An 18493-nucleotide genomic window follows, 5' to 3' on the forward strand; every position below is an offset into this window, starting at 1 on the left:
ACAAAGATGATATAGTCTTTTTAAGTTCATGATAACGCTAACAAATAAAAATATTCGGAGGTATGGGTATGGTACAGAGTTTGTGGGACGCACAGAAGGCATCTGGGATCCAGGAGGGACTGGGACAGCTGGTATACCGCTCCAATCTGCTGGGGACAGACCGCCGGGTATGTAACTGGGGTGGAGGCAATACCTCCAGTAAGACGGTAATTCAGGATTTCCGCGGTCGCGATATCGAAGTCATGTATGTGAAGGGTAGCGGCTCTGATCTGGCTACAATGAAAGAAGGTAATTTCACAGGGCTTCGGATGGAGGATGTTCGTCCGCTATACGAGCTAGATGAAATGTCTGATGAGGATATGGTTGCGTATCTGGCGAATTGCATGGTAGATCCGAAGCATCCTCGTGCTTCCATTGAGACGTTGTTACATGCGTTCCTGCCGTTCAAGCATGTGGATCATACACATCCGGATGCGATCATCAGCTTGTGCTGTGCGGATAATGGCCAGGAGATCGCGCGTGAGATTTTCGGAGATAGCTTTGTATGGGTGCCTTACATCCGTCCAGGCTTTACACTATCGAAGATGATCGCTCAAGGGGTACGGAATAACCCGCAGGCAGAGCTTGTGTTGATGGAGAAGCACGGTCTGGTTACTTGGGGCGATACGGCTGAGGAAAGCTACGCCAAGACGATCGAGATGATTAACAAGGCTGAGGCGTATATCGAGGCACGTGTAAATGAGGAGCAACTCTTCGGCGGAGCCAAGAGCAAGCCACTGCCAGCGGAAGAGCGTAGCCATATTGCTGCGGCCCTGATGCCATTCATTCGCGGAGCTGTCAGCGACGAGAAGACGATGATGCTGACCTTTGACGATGCGGACGACGTGCTGCAATTCGTATCAGGTAAGGATGCGCCGCAGCTGTCGCAAGTAGGAGCAGCTTGTCCGGATCATCTGGTGCATACGAAGGTCGTGCCGCTGTTCATTGACTGGACTCCAGATGCCAGCGACGTAGAAGGTCTGAGAAAGCTGTTGGTCGAAGGGATTGCTGCATACAAGGAGCAATACAAGGCTTACTTCGAGCGGAACAAGCATGAAGGAGATGTCATGTTCGAGGCAGCTCCGCGCGTCATTCTGATTCCGGGGATCGGCATGATCAATACGGGTAAGAACTGGAGCAACTCGAAGGTCAGCGGAGCGTTGTACCATCGGGCCATTGCGGTGATGCGTGGTGCGACGGCGCTCGGTAATTTCGTATCGCTGAGCGAGAATGAGTCGTACAACGTGGAATATTGGCCGCTTGAGCTATACAAGCTGTCTCTGGCACCGGCTGAAGCTGAATTCTCCCGTAAGGTGGCCCTGATCACAGGCGGCGCAGGCGGAATCGGTAGTGAGACGGCACGTCGCCTGGTCGAGGAAGGCGCACATGTAGTGCTGGCTGACCTGAACCTGGAGGGCGCTCAAAAGGTTGCCGACGAGATCAACGCCCAATTTGGAGAGCATCGTGCTCTGGCTGTACGGATGGACGTGACGAATGAGGAGCAGGTTACAGCAGCCTATGCTGAAGCAGCACTTCATTATGGCGGTGTGGATATCCTCGTGAACAATGCAGGACTCGCCACCTCCAGCCCATTTGATGAGACATCTCTCAAAGAATGGAACCTGAATATGAATGTGCTCGGTACAGGCTACTTCCTGGTAGCACGCGAGGCCTTCAAGACTATGAAGGAGCAGGCGCTGGGCGGGAGCATGATCTTCATCGGCTCTAAAAACTCCGTATTTGCCGGCAAAAATGTAACTGCCTACAGCTCTGCCAAAGCGCTGGAGGCACATCTGGCACGCTGTATTGCAGCTGAAGGTGGAGAACTTGGCATTCGGGTCAACACGATTCTGCCAGATGCGATTCTGCAAGGCTCCGCGATCTGGAACTCCAACTGGAGAAATGAACGAGCTGCGGCCTATGGCATCGAGCCTGACCAGTTAGAGGAGCACTATCGCAAACGTACGACGCTTCTGGTCAACATTTATCCAAGAGATATCGCAGAGGGCGTTGCTTTCTTCGCTTCCTCCAAAGCAGCGAAGACGACGGGCTGCATGATGACCATTGACGGCGGTGTACCAGCGGCATTTACACGCTAACATGTCGATACAGCGGGAAGTCACGTCCTGAGCGGTGAGATAACTTCAAGATTACGGGGATCAAGCTATTCTCAGAGCATTCATAAAATGATGAATTATTATGTAGTAATGAATCGTTGTGCCATACACAAGCCATACACATGCAGGAGTGGCGGATGGAAATGAAGGACGTTACGGATCATGGTTACACGAAATCAGTTCCGAATATTTCCTTGCATCCGCTGCTCCAGGTCATATAGAACGATAATCAGAGGAGGACTTCAGCATGTCGGATAAGGCATATCAACTATTTGAAGAAATACAGCAGGCCAGAGGAGTTCAGCTGGATGTAGTGAAGGAGAAGCTGAAGCAGCTGCAGATCGAGACCCCATCATGGGGCTATGGAGATTCAGGGACGCGCTTCAAGGTATTCCAGAAGACAGGGGTGCCACGCAATCCGTTCGAGAAGCTGGAGGATGCGGCCCAGGTACACAAGGTAACAGGCTTGTGTTCCTCAGTAGCGATCCATATTCCTTGGGATAAAGTCGACGATTATGGTCAGCTTCGCAGTCATGCAGAGAGCCTGGGGCTCAAGATCGGTGCGATCAACCCGAACTTGTTCCAGGAAGACGATTACATGCTGGGTAGCGTGACGAATGCGGATGCAGCGATTCGCAAGAAGGCCACCGAGCATCTGCTGGAGTGTGTAGACGTGGCCAAGGAGACGGGGTCCAGGGATATCAGTCTTTGGTTCGCGGACGGTACGAATTATCCGGGGCAAGGGCATATTCGCAAGCGCAAGCAATGGATGCTGGAGTCGCTCCAGACCATGTATAATGCACTGACTCCACAGATGCGCATGCTGATCGAATACAAGGCATTTGAGCCGGCCTTCTATCATACAGACATTGCTGACTGGGGCATGGCCTTCAACTACGCGCTCAAGCTTGGACCACAGGCACAGGTGCTCGTTGATACAGGTCACCACCTGCCGGGAGCGAACATCGAGCATATCGTAGCCTATCTGATTGATGAACAGCGTCTGGGTGGATTCCATTTTAACAGCTATAAATATGCTGATGACGACCTCATTGTGGGTGCGATCAACCCGTATGAGCTGTTCCTGATCTTCTATCAGATTTTGGATGCAGCTGGAGATTCGGATCAGGCGATTCAGGATACCGTGAGCAATATTGCCTATATGATCGACCAATCCCATAATATTGAACAGAAGATTCCGGCCATGATTCGTTCTGTATTGAACGTACAGACTCAATATGCGAAGGCGCTGCTGATTAATCATGCAGAGGTAGTGGAAGCAGCGGAGCGCGGGGACGTGCTTGCAGCCGAGGATGCTGTCCGTCAAGCCTTCGAATTCGATGTGGCACCGTTGCTGCGAGCTGTTCGCGAGGAGCAGGGGTTGCCTGCAGATCCAATGAAGGCGTATTTGTCTAGTGACTATGCCCAGCAGATTACTGTCAGAGGCAAGGGCGGTGCCAGCTGGTGAATGTACTCGCCTATGATCTGGGAGCAAGCAGCGGCCGAGCGATCCTCGGACGTCTGACAGACGACCGCATCGAGGTGGAGGAAATTCATCGCTTTTCCAACGACCCGGTCAAGGTCGGCGACCGTCTGCATTGGGATATATTGCGCCTGTATCACGAATTGCTACAAGGATTACTCAAGGCCAAGCATATGCGGGTACAGCCAGCGAGTCTTGCCATTGATTCCTGGGCGGTGGATTTTGGGCTGATCGGGAAGAGCGGTGAACTGTTGGGTAATCCCTATCATTACCGTGATCCCCACACGCAGGGAGTGATGGAGCAGGTCTGCTCTCAGGCGGGTGCCGAGTATATTTTTGAGAAGACAGGGATTCAGTTTCTGCCGTTCAATACCATCTATCAACTGGTGGCTATGCAGCAGGCAGGTTCACCAATGGTTAATGAAGCTGCACATTTTCTCATGATTCCGGATCTGTTACGGTATTTCCTGACGGGCGAGATGCTTAATGAGTTCACCAATGCAACTAGCACGCAGCTCTACAATCCGCGTCTAGGCGATTGGGACCGAGAGCTGCTCGGTCGGGTGGGAATACCTGATTCGTGGTTTGGCTCCGTGGTAGACCCGGGAGCTGACGCTGGTCAGTTGCGACACAGCATCGGAAGTGACCTGGGAATAGACTCTATACCAGTCATTGCAGCAGCTGAGCATGATACAGGCTCTGCGGTAGCTGCTGTGCCGGCTTTGGAACGCTCCTTTGCCTATCTGAGCTGCGGCACGTGGTCCCTCATGGGCACGGAAGTAGAGCAGCCAGTGATTACGGAGACGGCCTTCCGCTATAATTTCACCAATGAAGGTGGTGTGGGTCGCACCTACCGCTTGCTGAAGAATATTATGGGCCTCTGGATTTTGCAGGAGCTGAAACGGGAGTGGGATCGTGAAGGGAGCGTATATTCCTTCCCTGAGCTGGTTCAGCTGGCGGAGCAGGCACCTGCGTTCGCTGCCTTGATCGACCCGGATGATGATCTGTTTCTGGCAGCGGGTAGCATGACCACGCGCATTCAGCAGTACTGCAGTCAGACGGGGCAAGCTGCACCAGAGACACCGGGAGCTTATGTACGCTGCATTTTGGAGAGTCTGGCCTTGAAATATCGCTATATTCTAGAGTTGACGGAGAGGGTGTCGGGACAGCGCTTCAATGGTCTGCATATGGTCGGCGGTGGCATACACAATGCCCTGCTATGCCAGTGGACTGCGAACTCGATTGGAAAAATCGTATGGGCAGGTCCGGCAGAGGGGAGCGCAATCGGCAATTTAGCGGTACAATGGATGGCACAGGGTGTGTTCTCCGACATCTGGGAGGCGCGTCGTGTGATCCGTCATTCTTTCCCCGTCACGGAATATGAGCCTAGGGACATTGAAGCCTGGGAACATGCTTATGGGCGGTTCGTGGATATGGCCGGATTGCAAATTTCAGAGTTGGAGTGAGTGGAATGCTGGTTGCAGAGCGATATGAGCTGATCGTACAGCTGGTCAATGAAAAAGGAAGTATACGTGTATCCGAGTTAAGCGAGCTGTGCAAGGTGACCGAAGAGACGATCCGTCGTGATCTGGATCGGCTTGAGGAGGCGGGAAGACTGCGGCGTTCCCATGGAGGAGCCGTCAGCATCAAGGAGGAGCAGCCAGAGATTCCATTTTCCGAGCGTGAAATCATGCATGCGGAAGAGAAGCGTCGTATCGCGGAAGCGGCGATCCAGCTGATCCGTCCCAAGGACCGTATATTGCTGGATGCAAGCTCTACAGCCTGGTATATGGCTTCCAAGCTGCCGGATGTGCCGCTGACCGTGCTTACGAATTCAATTCGTGTAGCGACTGAGCTAAGCACCAAGGATAAAATTGATGTGATCTCGACAGGCGGACTGCTGGTCCAGCGCTCGTTGTCCTTCGTAGGGCCTCTAGCGGAGCGTTCCCTGGATACGTATTACGTGGATAAAGTGTTTTTATCCTGTAAGGGCGTTCATTTGCAGCGCGGCGTAAGTGAATCCAATGAGCTGCAGGCGAGAATCAAGCAAAAGATGGTTGAAATTGCCGACGAGGTTATTCTGCTGGCGGATTCCAGCAAATTCGGACAGCAAGCGTTGACGCATGTCACTGATCTCTCGCGAGTGAATACCATTGTTACAGATCAAGGAATACACGAAGATATACTTGCCGGGCTGAAGGAACGGTCCATAACCGTTACGACAGTATAGGGGCATTTTCCGGGTTCGCTTGCTTATGCTGTTAGAGTCACTCCGTGTATCGTGGAGTCTGACTCGGCATGTGACGGCGCTAAACCCGGAGAGCTGTCCAGGCTACTGACAGGAGGCCAGGTCCGGTAATGGGCATGGCTTCCTGCTATATCAGGGCTACGAGGCGGCAGCAGATGAGAGAGGTGAGATGATGAAAGTATCCCTGTTTATTACCTGTTTGAGCGATGCAGTCTATCCCCGTGTCGGCGACGCGATGGTCAGACTACTCGCGCGCTACGGCGTACAGCTGGAATTCCCGCAAGTGCAGACATGCTGTGGTCAGCCCGCTTATAATAGCGGCTATTGGGACGAAGCAAGGACAGCAGCAAGAACTATTGTAAGTGCTTTCGAGGATAGTGATTTTGTTGTATCTCCTTCCGGCTCGTGCACCTATATGCTGCACCATTATCCAGAGCTGTTCAAGGATGAGCCTGAGTGGCTGGAGAAGGCGCGGGACTTGGAACGGAAGACCTATGAATTCACACAGTTTCTTATTAAAGTGCTGGATGTAAAGGATCTGGGGGCTGTATTTCCACATAAGGTGACCTATCACCCCTCTTGTCATGGCAGCCGTCTGCTGGGAGTAAAGGACGAGCCCTTGGAGCTGCTTCGCTCCGTCAAGGATCTGGAACTGGTACCTCTGCCATTTGCGGAGGATTGCTGTGGCTTCGGTGGTACTTTCGCGGTGAAGATGCCGGATATATCGGGAGCTATGGTCACGGAGAAGGGTGATCATATCCTGGAATCCCAAGCGGAGGTACTGGTAGGCCTTGATATGGCCTGCCTGATGAATATTGCGGGTCATCTGCGCTATCGCAATGAGCCGGTGCGTGTCATGCATCTTGCAGAGCTGCTGTATGAGGGGGTGCAGTCGTGAGTACAGGCAAAATGATGACCGAGGATGTGAAGGACCGCGCAGAGTTAGCGCTAAATAATGATTTTCTGCGCAAGGCTGTACGTTTCACGACCGAACGATTGCGCAATGGCAAGAAAATGGCCTCTGAGCAGCATGGTCATTGGGAGGAATGGCGCGAACGCGGCAGACAAATCCGATTGCATACAATCGCTCACCTGGACTATTACCTGAATCTGTTCACAGAGCAGGCACGAGCGAATGGGGTTCATATCCATTTCGCTGAGCATGCAGCTGAGGCTGTACAGATCTCCCTTGATATAGCTAAGCGCCGCCAAGCACGAACGGTCGTGAAGTCGAAGTCGATGGTATCGGAGGAGCTCCACCTGAACCATGCACTCGAATCTGTAGATATTGAAGCGATAGAGACGGATCTTGGTGAATACATCATTCAGCTTGCTAATGAACCTCCCTCCCACATCGTAATTCCGGCTATTCACAAGAATCGCTATCAGATCGCCGAGCTACTCTCGAAGGAGGCCGGGGAGACGCTGGAGGCGGATACGACGATCCTGGCTGGCTTTGTACGCAAAAAGCTGCGGGAGAAATTTCTGGAGGCCGATATTGGCATGACGGGCTGTAATTTCGCGATTGCAGAGACGGGCTCTATGGTGCTGTTCGAGAATGAAGGCAACGCGCGTATGGTCTCGACACTACCGAAGACGCAGATTACATTAATGGGAATGGAGCGGATCATACCGTCCTGGGCTGATTTGGAGGTTATGGCGACGCTGCTGCCTCGTTCGGCTACGGGTCAAAAGCTGACCATGTATATGTCAGGCATTACAGGGCCTCGCAGGACTGCCGATGCAGATGGGCCAGAAGAGATGCATATTATCATCGTCGATAATGGTCGCTCTCTGCAGCTGGGGAACCCGGAATTTCAGGAGCTACTGAATTGCATCCGCTGTGGTGCCTGCTTGAATGCCTGCCCTGTGTACCGCCATATCGGTGGGCATGCCTACGGTGGGACATATAGCGGCCCAATAGGTGCAGTGCTGACACCTGCACTTAATGGCAACGTGAATGAATGGAATGATATCGCGAGCGCCTCTAGTCTATGCGGAGCTTGTTATGAAGCTTGTCCGGTCAAGATTCCGCTTCATGACATGTTGGTATACCTGCGTCGGCGCAAGGTGGAGCAGGGACACGGCAACAAGCTGGAGTCTATCGGCATGAAGGGCTTTGCCGCTGTCATGACAAGTTCACGGCGCTTCACTGCTGCTGTTCGACTGGGTCAGCTCGGCCAGAAGCCGCTGGTCCGGCAGGGTGGTATCTCGCTGCGACTGGGCCCGCTTCAGGGCTGGAACAGCTATCGTGTCGCCCCGTCACTTGCGGATCGCTCGTTCCGCCAAGGCTGGCAGACACTGGAGCAGGAGTTGCGTGAACACACCCGGCCAATGCAGCAAGAGACGTTAAGGCGCATGGAGCAGATCAAGCAGGAGCGTATTCAGCAAGCACAAGCAGAGAAGGGAGGCGGCAAGCGTGAATAGCGAGCATCAGGAATGGCTGCAGAAGATGGAGGAGCAATCCAGAAGCAGACAGAAGCAGTTCATGCAGCACATTGCCGACCGACTCGGTCGACCGCGCGTGACGGAGCCTCCTCGTCATCCATTTCGAGGCTCACCTGCCTTCTGGCAGGAATTCGAGTGGAGCGAGGAGGAACGCATTGCTGAATTCACATCCAACTTTCTGAGTGTAGGTGGTCAGGTTGAGCGGCTCACGGATTGGTCAGAGGTGGGGGGATACATCCAGACGCTGGCGGAGCAGATGAACGCACACTATATCGTAAGACAGCATCAAGACACCTTGGCTGCCTTGAAGCTGGAGGAGCGCTTGCCCCATTCCCAAATCTCCGTATGGAATACGGAGAAAGACACAGCCTGGATGAGTCGAGCCGCTGAGGCTGACTTTGGCATCGTCGTAGCAGATCACGCCGTCGCCTACACCGGCTCCGTAACGGTATTATCCTCGGCGGATAAGGGAAGATCGGTGAGCCTGTTACCGACAGCGTTAATTGTCATCATTCCTGTGGAACGATTGGTGACCCGGCTGGGAGAGGTCCTTACGACATTTGATGAGGCCGGGCGTGAGCAGCTGCCAGCCGGTATACATTTTATATCCGGGCCTAGCCGATCTTCTGATATTGAGAATGATCTGACCATCGGGGTACACGGACCAGGGATTGTGCATGCGCTTCTGGTTGGTTAAGATGAAATATACAACTCAACGTAGGATACGAGATCTCCTAGAATCTTGACTGAATATGATAACGACCAAGCCGATTTGGGATCACTGTGGTGATTACTGAGTCGGCTTTTTTGATGTTGGTGTCGAGTCTTCAAGTCCATGTTAATGTGGATGTAGATATGGATGTAGATGTAGATGTAGATGTAGGCTGTTGTCATCCTCGTCTCTCTATGCCCAGACATCAGCGATATGAGTTCTGATATGAACATATTGACATCATAACGATATATCGTATACAGTAATCTTATATTAGCTTTACGATATATCGTAATCAGATACAGATTGAAAGTTCTGATGAGCGTCGTCGTTAGCGGAAAGTGGGAAAGCCTTAGAGAAACGACGAGTCCGCCTTTAAGCTTACTGTTCAACCGCGGTGTTCTCTGCGAGCAAAGAACAGCAAGCTTAACAACGGTCGACAGAGCTCCCCGCTTACAGCGACTCCCGCTCCAATTTGATTTAGTCAAGGTATTAAGTGGTTACTCCTAAGCTATTATTTGAAATGAGGTGAGTTACTTGCGTCATGGACATATGCATTCCAATCGTCGCTTCTTCGGGAAGGGTAGAATTAAATACGCCCTACTGGACCTGCTACGCACTGAGCCAATGCATGGCTATCAGATGATGAAATCACTGGAGATCAGATCGGGTGGACGCTATATTCCAAGTCCAGGCTCGATCTATCCAGTGCTGCAAATGCTGCAGGAACGCGAGCTAATCAGTATGGAGGAGCAAAATGACAAGAAGGTCTATTCTATCACTGCAGCGGGAGCGGCCTTCCTTCTGGAGCATGAGCAGTGTCATCCCGCGGAGAGTCATGTACCCAAGCGTCCGGAGTTCCTAGGCAATACGGATCGTAAGGATTCGGATTGGAAGGACCCAGACACAGAGAGCGGCAAGCTGGTACGCTGCATCGCTGATGCAGAGCTCGACTATTGGGATGAGCCTGAGCGACTGGCCGAGCTGAACCGACTCTTCGGCAAGCTGAGACAAGAACTGATGGAATGGCTGGAGCAGCAGCCTGCCCGTAGCGATAAAGACTCCAATACAGAGAAAGAGGAGCGCTAGTATGTGGAAATTGAGATCGTTCATGAAGCCTTATTGGCTTTTTTGCATTCTGGCGCCCTTGTTAATGGTGCTGGAGGTGTCGATGGACCTATTGCAGCCTCTGTTGATGGCGAGCATAGTGGACGACGGGATTATGAAGGGAGATATCGCACACATCCAGCGGAACGGACTGCTGATGATAGGCGTTGCCTTCGTTGGTCTGCTGGGGGGTGTGGGTTGTAATATTTTTGCTGCCATGGCCTCACAGAATTTTGGTAATGACCTGCGCATTCGATTGTTCGAACAAATTCAGTCGTTGTCTTTCCGTAATCTCGATCGTCTGAAGACTGGCTCACTGATTACCCGGTTAACCAATGATGTGGTGCAGCTACAGAACTTTTCCCAGATGATCCTGCGTATGTTTGTGCGTACTCCCATGCTGCTGATCGGAAGTCTGATCATGGCGATCGCAATTAGTCCGAGCCTGACTTCGGTACTGCTGGTATCGGTGCCTGTGCTGATTTTGATCCTGTTTTTTCTCATCAAGCGTTCGTTTCCCTTATTCTCGGCCATGCAATCTAAGCTGGATGGGGTCAATACGGTGCTACAGGAGAGTCTGCTCGGTGTTCGGGTCATCAAGGCCTTCGTTCGGGCAGATTACGAGCAAGACCGCTTCGATCAAGTGAATAATGAATACACGGGGACTGCAATCAAGGCGGTACGGCTCATTGCGCTGAATCTGCCTGTCCTTACTCTGGTTCTAAATGCCAGTATTGTGGCGGTCCTGTGGTTCGGCGGACTGCAGCACTGGGGCGGCACGCTGGCTGTCGGCAATTTGATCGCCTTCATTAACTATATGACACAACTGATGATGTCGATGCTCATGTTGGGCGGTATGCTGGCCTTCATCTCCAGAGCCAAGGTATCTTCGGATCGTGTCAATGAAGTACTGGCGACCAGCTCTGAGATTACAGAGGAGCCGGATGCAGCAACAGCTGTGATCCACAGAGGGCGACTTGAATTTGAGCATGTGTCCTTTGCCTACGATGAGGCAGGAAGTGAACAGGTGCTTAAGGACGTAAGCTTCACGGTAGACCCTGGCCAGACTGTAGCTATTGTCGGTGCAACAGGCTCCGGGAAATCGTCACTGGTCGGGCTTATTCCACGCTTCTATGATGTGAGTGCAGGTGAAATTCGGATCGATGGAACACCGTTACCAAGTATGCAGCTGGATCATCTACGCGGGAGTATCGGGATGGTCATGCAGCAGGTACTTCTGTTCAGCGGCACGATCCGTGACAATCTTCGCTATGGTCGTCCGGAAGCAACGGATGAGGAAGTAATCACGGCGGCAAAGGCGGCACAAGCTCATGATTTTATTACGAATATGCCTGAAGGCTACGATACGCAGCTTGGACAACGGGGCGTCAACCTGTCCGGGGGGCAGAAGCAACGACTCTCTATTGCTCGTGCGCTCCTGACGCGCCCCTCCATTCTCATCCTTGATGACAGCATGAGTGCAGTGGATCTGGCGACGGAGGCGCGTATCCAGGAAGCTCTTGAGGACTTGATGAAGGATACGACCTGCATTGTTATTGCACAGCGTCTGTCTACAGCGGCTGGAGCTGACCTGATACTCGTGCTGGAGGATGGGCGGATTGCTGCGCAGGGGACACATGAAGAACTGCTGCAAACAAGCTCGATCTATCAGGACATCTACCGATCACAGCATAGGGAGGAGGGGCATGGCTATGTCACAGCCGACGGAGCACAAAGCTAGCGATAATAGAGCTCAGGCAGGCTTGCCACCAGCCCAGAGAATGTTCGTTCCCGGTAGAGGACCTGGTGGTGGTCCTGGCCCCGGGCAAGGTCCGGTCCCCGTAGTTCGTGCGGAGAATTCAATCGCTACGCTAAAGCGGATCTGGACTTATCTGGGACGCCAGCGGGCGGGACTATTTATGGTGTATGCGGCTACGCTGCTGGGAGCCTTGGCCACGCTTGCAGGCCCATATTTCATCGGGCGAGCCATTGATGATTATATTATCCCACGTGATTATTACGGCTTGGTGCGTATATGTTTGCTGATCCTAGGGGTGTACCTGCTGAGTAGCGCCCTAACCTGGATTCAGGCCTATGTCATGTCCAGCGTCTCCCAGGGAACGGTCAAGGAGCTGCGTCGTGACCTTTTCGCCAAATATCATCTGTTGCCTGTGCGGTTCTTCGACACTCGCAGTAATGGTGAGCTGATGAGCAGGGCGACTAATGATATTGAGAATATATCCAACTCCCTGAATCAGAGCGTTACACAGCTATTGAATAGTGTGATTACGCTGATCGGCTCATTGGTTATTATGCTGCTCTTGAATGTTCCGCTTACAGCCGTGGCGCTGCTAAGCATCCCACTGGTGCTGCTGGTTACCCGTCAGATTACACGTGCAACCCGAAAGTATTTCAAAGAGCAGCAGCGCCACCTTGGAGATCTGAACGGATACATCGAGGAGATTGTCGGTGGTCAGAAGGTCGTTAAGCAATACGGGCGCGAGCAGGACGAGATCACTCGCTTTCGCACCATTAGTCAGCAGGTCAACAGAGTAGGTAAACGAGCCCAGATCTATTCCGGTATGGTCGGGCCCGTGATGAACCTCGTGAATAACTTTACCTTTGCGCTGATCGCAGCTATTGGAGGCTGGATGGCCTTTCATGACTGGACTACGGTCGGTGTCATTGTGAGCTTCCTGAACTATTCCAAACAATTCGGTCGCCCCGTAACCGAGCTTGCCAATCAGTATAATCTGATCCAATCCGCAGTGGCCGGCGCGGAAAGAGTGTTCGAGATTATGGATATGAAGACCGAATATGATGAGCGACAGACCGAACGGGAAGAGCATCATGACAGGCATTCTGATCAGAACCGTGTGATCCAGCATGCGAGTAGGCCATCCCATGCTCTAGCGCACACTAGAGAACAGGTCCAGTTGACCAGCACTAGTAAGCTAAAGGGTGATGTCGTCTTCAGCAAGGTGTGCTTCAGCTATAGTGCAGACAATCCTATACTGACGGATGTATCCTTTGAGGCGAAGGCAGGGCAAAAGATTGCTCTTGTGGGACCTACGGGCGCTGGGAAGACTACGATCGTCAACCTGCTGACACGCTTCTACGATATCGACAGCGGAAGTATTCGTATTGATGATATACCGATTGAGGAAATGGACAAAAATAGCCTCCGCAGACAACTGGGCATGGTGCTGCAGGACGCGCATGTCTTCTCGGGCTCCATCCGGGAAAACATTCGCTTTGGACGACTGAATGCGAGCGATGATGAGGTGGTACAGGCGGCACGTCTGGCGAATGCTGATGCTTTTATCTCACGTCTGCCTGATGGCTATGATACCGATCTGGGAATAGCTGGAGGCAATCTGAGCCAAGGGCAACGTCAATTATTAACGATTGCCAGAGCGATTCTGGCCGATCCTGCCATTCTGATTCTGGATGAAGCGACAAGTAGCGTGGATACGCGTACCGAAATGTATATTCAGGATGCTATGAAGACATTAATGGAAGGCCGAACGAGCTTCGTCATTGCCCACCGTTTGAGTACCATTCAGGATGCGGATCTGATTCTTGTTATGAAGGATGGCCGAATTGCTGAGCAGGGTACGCATCAAGAGCTGCTTGAGCGTAAGGGGTTCTATGCATCGTTGTACACAAGCCAATTTACAAATGTCAGCTAATGCGTATGATTCATATCAGAAGCGGTAGCTTTGAACTCTTAGTCTAAATGGGGCTCGTCAAGGCTGGAATCATTCTATATAATGAGAAGAAGTGTCAATACCATTAGCTGTTAGCTATACAGCGACTGTGCCATTTTGATTGCAGAATAAGCTTATGGTCAGTCTGTACAGATTCAGCTCACGTAAGATTTGTGAAATGTTGGCATAGCTTGTATAGCTAGAACATTTTTAGAATTCAGGTGCCTTTGTGATCTCACAAAGGGTAACAGGGAATAGGGTGAGAATCCCTAGCGGTCCCGCCGCTGTAACCGGGGAGCACAACTCCAAGACAAGTCACTCTGCCAATTGGCCGGGGAAGACAGGAGACTGTGTATAGATCCGGGAGCCAGAAGACCTACCTGAAGTCGATAGCAGCACCCCCTTCGAGGAAAGGAACGGTGTACATAGCATCTCGTAGCTAGTGTGGGAAAGCCCCGCTATGCCAGATGCCGGAGGAAGGATTGCCTAATGCTGAGCCCCCTGTTGTGGTATCTCAGTATGGGCAGGCTTATTTCCGTATGTACACACCCCTGATCCGATAAGGATGCAGGGGTGTTGTTGTGTGTTGAGGGGAATCAATTGGACAGGAGTGAATGGGCAAATGGAACAGGTGACAACGAAACGAAGAGTATTAGGACAAGTGATGGTCTGCAACGGCTGCTGCTGCGGACGAACGGAGAAGGGCAAGCCAGGTATTCCCATGGATCGGCTGAAGAGTAGATGGAAGGAAGAGAAGCTGCTGAAATCCGTACAGCTCACGATTACCGGCTGTCTTGGCCCGTGTGACATTGCGAATGTCGTATCCATCCAGACACCGGAGGGCCCGATCTGGCTCGGGCGAATTGAGGAAGAGGCGGACTATGATGCTCTAATCGACTGGGCGATTGCCTCTAGAGACGAGGAACGCTTGCAGGCTCTGCCTGAGCGACTGCTCAAGTACAGATTCGAGCGCTTCAGTGCTGAGGCTGTTGCCAAGTAGGGAGGAAGGCCTTCGAGTGAGTAGCTATGGAAGCCGTATACGTCAGAGCTGTAACGGAAATTTCATGGACATGAGAAATCTGTAGCAGTTATTCCGCCTGTACCCCGCATGTTGTATAATTCAGGCAAACGGGTACAATGAGGAGGAGCTACAGTGATGGAAGCCAAATCGGAAGAAGCCCAACCTTTTTTTACGAAATATACCCAGCAGGTGCCAGATGGAAATATCGTTACTATTCTGGAAGAGCAGATCGAGAAGACATATTCACTGCTTCATCCTCTAAGCGAGGCACAAGCGCGCTTCAGGTATGCCACTGATAAATGGAGCATCAAGGATGTCGTAGGGCATATTACGGATAACGAACGGATCTGGGCGTACAGACTGCTGCGGATTGCGCGAGGAGATAATTAGCGTTATCCAAGCTATGAACAGAATCAATTCGCGAGAGAGGCGCAGTTCGATCGGATTCCGTTCGCAGATGTGCTAGCCGAGTTGAAATGTGTTAGAGCATCTACGGTATTCCTTCTTAAGTCCCTCCCGGCAGAAGTCTGGCAGTACCAAGGTCTGCTTAATGAGGACCCCTTATCGGTGCATCAGGCGGCCTATGCTATTGCAGGTCATGAAATTCATCATAGACGGATACTCACGGAACGGTATCTATCTTCATTCGAGCATTAGCATGGATCCAGCAAGAGATGTTTTTTGAAAAAAGTCTATAGATACAATGTTTCTGTAAGAAGATAAAGGGCCAGAGTCATATCACATGTGATACAGTGAATGACCTCTGAGCCCCTTTTTTTCTTTACATTGTTTTCTTGTTCATGAATTGTAGCTGTTAGTGCAACTGATCAAGCTGCTGATGCTGAATAGTGCAGTCTGAGGAGATTGCTTCTACATGAGCTGCTCGACTTATTGAGGGAACAGTGTGCTGATACGGTTTTTGATCTGGCTCAAAATATCAGCATAGACTTCCTCGCTCAGGCTACCAATTCCACCAAAGAGAAGGTGGTCCACGGATTCAATACCGACAAAATCAAAAATACCAGTCGTGGACGTAATCTTCAGACCATCCGTCATGCCAATGGAGTCGTATACCTCCTTCGGTGTTCCGTGCGTATTAATGATAAGGCCTTGTTTACCCTTGAGCAGCTTGGCAATGCCTGCCTTTTCATAAGCATATGCGTAGCCGTAGGCAAATACCCGATCTACATATCCCTTCAGAATGGCTGGCAGCCCTGTCCACCAGATCGGATAAATGAAGGTCACGACGTCTGCTGCCGTGATGTAGTCTTGCTCGGTCTTAATATCCTCAGGTGTCTGTCCTGCTCTCATCGCAGCTGTGTCTGCAGAAGTCAGTACAGGCTCAAAATTCAGTTCATACAGGTTACGAACGATGACCTCATGGCCGTTACTCTCCAGGGCCTGAACTGTAGTGTTCAGAATGGCGCGGTTAAAGCTGTCTGTATGCGGGTGTGCAAATACGATTACATGTTTCATCTAGATTCCTCCATTAAATTGAATATAGGTACTATATTATATGAGCATTTTGCTAGCTATCCAACATGGCGGCTTTGCCTTGAAATGGGCCAATGCCTTCGCTCCTGAAGTGCTTGTTTGCAACCTCTGTTGCGCAATGATCGTTCAACCTCATTTCGACGAATGGCCTGTGGCGCGTGCATCCTGCAGCATGATAATCATTAATTGCATAGACATCAATGTATTTCGCTAAAAAAAGACAGCGAACATCTTATGTCGATAAACGCTGCAAAATATCGCCTAGCCATACTTCCAGTTGCTCCTGCTCGGCCGGGCTTAGACTGCCATAAATGGCTTGATTCAAGGTGTCTGAAATGTCTCGAAATACAGGCTCTAGTCCTCTTCCCTTATCCGTCAGATGAATTAACGTTACACGACTATCCTGATGGCTCTTGATTCGCTGAACGTAGCCGAACTTTTGTAGCTTATCTACCAGGACCGTCACGGTTGGTTGGGTACGGTGAATTCTGTCAGCCAGTGTCTTGATGGACAATCCATCCTCTTGATAGAGATGAAGCAGGATATCTCCATGAGAGGGGACGATATCAAAAATCTGATGCTTCTCAAGCTCGGCTACAATCAGCTTGTTCATGGCATCTCTTGTTTTCCCAATAAGGGATGCGGCATTAAAATGTATCATATTTTGTATAATACATAGACATCTATATAAATGCAAGTGTTTTATGACCCGTGAATAAAGTAACAAAAATGTAACCGTAGTCCCATAAATATATATCGTTGTTTGCTGAATTTATAGAGGCAAGGACAAACTGTTTACCCATTTTTGAAGCAGGTTAAGCTGGGAACTTGTTCCTGAAAATTGGAGCAGGCAGGTTAGGACCATGGAAGGTTATCCAGCGGAAAAGGATATGTTACACTGCAACGGATGTGGCAGATGGTTCATGTGAATGGAAGGAATGTGCGCATGAGTCTGATCATGAATGAATCAGAAGGAAGAAGAGGAGATAAGCTCATGAGAAAATGGATCGCTATGATGACGCTTCTGTGCCTGTGCAGCCTGCTAGTGATGCCCAATACGGCGCAAGCTCAAGCACTAAGTAAAGGAATGCAGAGCGAGCATGTATTGAAGCTGCAGGAGCAGTTGCATGCGCTCGGATATTTTCATGCAGGTTTTACAGGCTACTTTGGTGTCAGGACCGAGGCGGCCGTCAAGCAATTTCAACGGGATCACCGTCTGACAGCAGATGGTGTCGTGGGATCTGCAACACAAGCCAAAATGGACTCCTATGGGGAGGTGAAGCAGACGGTATTGGAGCAATTGGCCCGCATCATTCACGGTGAAGCGAGAGGGGAGTCGTTCGAAGGGCAGGTAGCAGTGGGAGCGGTTGTTCTGAATCGTGTTCAATCGGATCTATTTCCAAGCTCGATTCCAGATGTCATATTGCAGCCACGACAGTTCACGGCAGTACAGGATGGGCAATATCGTCTGGCTCCCAACAAAAGCGCCTATCGTGCAGCGAGGCAAGCTCTGAACGGAGTAGACCCGACGAATGGATCATTATTCTATTACAATCCGGCGATTGCCACTTCCGAGTGGAGCATCAATCGTCCAGCCGTCATGTCACTGGGGAGACATACATTTACGAACTGAAGGGGCTAGGTGCAGTGTCTGCTATTATCAATGAGTGATAATGTTGCCAAGTGGCCGATGAAGCTAATTTAACTAAATGTAGTTAACGAATATAGTAATGGATTCAATGCTCTCCCAAAGCGAGGTTAGTTCGACATAGCATAAGCATTAGAGCAAGGGATCGCCTGCGAGGCGGTCTCTTATTATTATGGCTTTAGCCAGTTGAGTGCGTGAAGCGCGCGAAACAAAAAACCACCCGCTATGCGGGTGGAGGGATTGAGGGTTTGACCACCATGACCATTCCAATAAAATTGAGATGTTCAGGCTCAAAAGAGAGGAATGGTCATCAATGGCAACCAAGAGCTACAGCCTAGCTCACACAAAATGGATGTGCAAATACCATATTGTGTTCACCCCGAAGTATAGACGGAAAGAAATCTATAATCAAGTGAGAAGAGATTTAATTGAAATCTTCAAACGTTTATGTAAGTACAAAGGAGTA

The 18493-nt window shown here is 50.9% G+C and carries 16 protein-coding genes and 1 riboswitch; of the genes, 14 read left to right on the plus strand and 2 right to left on the minus strand.

The genetic code is table 11. From position 1 onward, the window contains the following. The first annotated feature begins 68 nt into the window (after positions 1–68). The 12 genes from D328_RS0120300 to D328_RS31915 all read left to right on the plus strand — a co-directional run bounded on the left by D328_RS0120300 (position 69) and on the right by D328_RS31915 (position 15275). Entirely contained in the window at positions 69–2138 is a 2070-nt protein-coding gene (locus tag D328_RS0120300; protein ID WP_018886876.1) for a bifunctional rhamnulose-1-phosphate aldolase/short-chain dehydrogenase, read from the plus strand. A 265-nt stretch (positions 2139–2403) separates the two neighbouring features. After that, positions 2404–3624, plus strand: coding sequence for an L-rhamnose isomerase (gene rhaI / locus D328_RS0120310; RefSeq protein WP_018886877.1), 1221 nt, complete (start codon positions 2404–2406; stop codon positions 3622–3624). Continuing rightward, positions 3621–5105: a rhamnulokinase gene (locus D328_RS0120315; protein ID WP_018886878.1), complete on the plus strand. Its 1485-nt coding sequence runs from the start codon at positions 3621–3623 to the stop codon at positions 5103–5105. Before rhaI ends, D328_RS0120315 begins: the two co-directional genes overlap by 4 nt. A 5-nt stretch (positions 5106–5110) precedes the next feature. Then, on the plus strand, positions 5111–5869 hold the full coding sequence (locus D328_RS0120320) for a DeoR/GlpR family DNA-binding transcription regulator (protein ID WP_018886879.1): 759 nt from the start codon (positions 5111–5113) through the stop codon (positions 5867–5869). A 190-nt stretch (positions 5870–6059) separates the two neighbouring features. Further along, positions 6060–6785, plus strand: a complete 726-nt coding sequence (locus D328_RS0120325; protein WP_025677380.1) for a (Fe-S)-binding protein — start codon at positions 6060–6062, stop codon at positions 6783–6785. Between the two features lie 11 nt (positions 6786–6796). Continuing rightward, a complete protein-coding gene (locus D328_RS0120330) occupies positions 6797–8314 on the plus strand; it encodes a LutB/LldF family L-lactate oxidation iron-sulfur protein (RefSeq protein WP_033413344.1) in 1518 nt (505 codons plus the stop codon). Next, on the plus strand, positions 8307–9032 hold the full coding sequence (locus D328_RS0120335) for a LutC/YkgG family protein (RefSeq protein WP_018886882.1): 726 nt from the start codon (positions 8307–8309) through the stop codon (positions 9030–9032). The genes D328_RS0120330 and D328_RS0120335 overlap by 8 nt, the downstream gene beginning before the upstream one ends. A gap of 552 nt (positions 9033–9584) precedes the next feature. Then, a complete protein-coding gene (locus D328_RS30385; RefSeq protein WP_018886883.1) occupies positions 9585–10136 on the plus strand; it encodes a PadR family transcriptional regulator in 552 nt (183 codons plus the stop codon). 1 nt (position 10137) lies between these two features. Continuing rightward, positions 10138–11895 (plus strand): ABC transporter ATP-binding protein, encoded by a 1758-nt coding sequence (locus D328_RS0120345; RefSeq protein ID WP_018886884.1) that lies wholly within the window; start codon positions 10138–10140, stop codon positions 11893–11895. Then, positions 11867–13846, plus strand: a complete 1980-nt coding sequence (locus D328_RS0120350) for an ABC transporter ATP-binding protein (RefSeq protein ID WP_018886885.1) — start codon at positions 11867–11869, stop codon at positions 13844–13846. The genes D328_RS0120345 and D328_RS0120350 overlap by 29 nt, the downstream gene beginning before the upstream one ends. A 220-nt stretch (positions 13847–14066) precedes the next feature. Next, positions 14067–14262: riboswitch (cobalamin riboswitch) on the plus strand. Between the two features lie 224 nt (positions 14263–14486). Then, a complete protein-coding gene (locus D328_RS0120355) occupies positions 14487–14864 on the plus strand; it encodes a (2Fe-2S) ferredoxin domain-containing protein (protein WP_018886886.1) in 378 nt (125 codons plus the stop codon). Positions 14865–15020: 156 nt separating this feature from the next. After that, positions 15021–15275 (plus strand): DinB family protein, encoded by a 255-nt coding sequence (locus D328_RS31915; RefSeq protein ID WP_018886887.1) that lies wholly within the window; start codon positions 15021–15023, stop codon positions 15273–15275. Positions 15276–15773: 498 nt separating this feature from the next. Here D328_RS31915 and D328_RS0120365 read toward each other — a convergent pair whose 3' ends face one another. Both D328_RS0120365 and D328_RS0120370 read right to left on the minus strand, forming a co-directional pair. Further along, complete coding sequence (locus tag D328_RS0120365) at positions 15774–16361, minus strand: NAD(P)H-dependent oxidoreductase (RefSeq protein WP_018886888.1); 588 nt, start codon at positions 16359–16361, stop codon at positions 15774–15776. Between the two features lie 250 nt (positions 16362–16611). Then, entirely contained in the window at positions 16612–16992 is a 381-nt protein-coding gene (locus D328_RS0120370; RefSeq protein WP_018886889.1) for a MarR family winged helix-turn-helix transcriptional regulator, read from the minus strand. Positions 16993–17373: 381 nt separating this feature from the next. On the opposite strand from D328_RS0120370, the gene D328_RS0120375 reads away from it, so the two are divergent. Continuing rightward, the gene (locus D328_RS0120375) at positions 17374–18012 is read left to right on the plus strand and encodes a cell wall hydrolase (protein WP_025677397.1); all 639 of its coding nucleotides are present in this window, start codon (positions 17374–17376) and stop codon (positions 18010–18012) included. Between the two features lie 328 nt (positions 18013–18340). Next, on the plus strand, positions 18341–18493 hold a 153-nt coding region (locus tag D328_RS30800; RefSeq protein WP_205622138.1), incomplete at its 3' end, for a transposase.

The organism is Paenibacillus massiliensis 2301065 = DSM 16942 (assembly GCF_000377505.1).
Lineage (GTDB): Bacteria > Bacillota > Bacilli > Paenibacillales > Paenibacillaceae > Paenibacillus > Paenibacillus massiliensis.

Bases quoted from the DNA above. Each gene is read 5' to 3' on its own strand.
- D328_RS0120325 (WP_025677380.1), top strand. From the start codon at position 6,060: ATGAAAGTATCCCTGTTTATTACCTGTTTGAGCGATGCAGTCTATCCC.
- D328_RS0120365 (WP_018886888.1), bottom strand. From the start codon at position 16,361: ATGAAACATGTAATCGTATTTGCACACCCGCATACAGACAGCTTTAAC.
- D328_RS0120355 (WP_018886886.1), top strand. From the start codon at position 14,487: ATGGAACAGGTGACAACGAAACGAAGAGTATTAGGACAAGTGATGGTC.
- D328_RS0120320 (WP_018886879.1), top strand. From the start codon at position 5,111: ATGCTGGTTGCAGAGCGATATGAGCTGATCGTACAGCTGGTCAATGAA.
- D328_RS31915 (WP_018886887.1), top strand. From the start codon at position 15,021: ATGGAAGCCAAATCGGAAGAAGCCCAACCTTTTTTTACGAAATATACC.
- rhaI (WP_018886877.1), top strand. From the start codon at position 2,404: ATGTCGGATAAGGCATATCAACTATTTGAAGAAATACAGCAGGCCAGA.
- D328_RS0120350 (WP_018886885.1), top strand. From the start codon at position 11,867: ATGTCACAGCCGACGGAGCACAAAGCTAGCGATAATAGAGCTCAGGCA.
- D328_RS0120370 (WP_018886889.1), bottom strand. From the start codon at position 16,992: ATGAACAAGCTGATTGTAGCCGAGCTTGAGAAGCATCAGATTTTTGAT.
- D328_RS0120300 (WP_018886876.1), top strand. From the start codon at position 69: ATGGTACAGAGTTTGTGGGACGCACAGAAGGCATCTGGGATCCAGGAG.
- D328_RS0120330 (WP_033413344.1), top strand. From the start codon at position 6,797: ATGATGACCGAGGATGTGAAGGACCGCGCAGAGTTAGCGCTAAATAAT.
- D328_RS0120375 (WP_025677397.1), top strand. From the start codon at position 17,374: ATGAGAAAATGGATCGCTATGATGACGCTTCTGTGCCTGTGCAGCCTG.
- D328_RS0120345 (WP_018886884.1), top strand. From the start codon at position 10,138: ATGTGGAAATTGAGATCGTTCATGAAGCCTTATTGGCTTTTTTGCATT.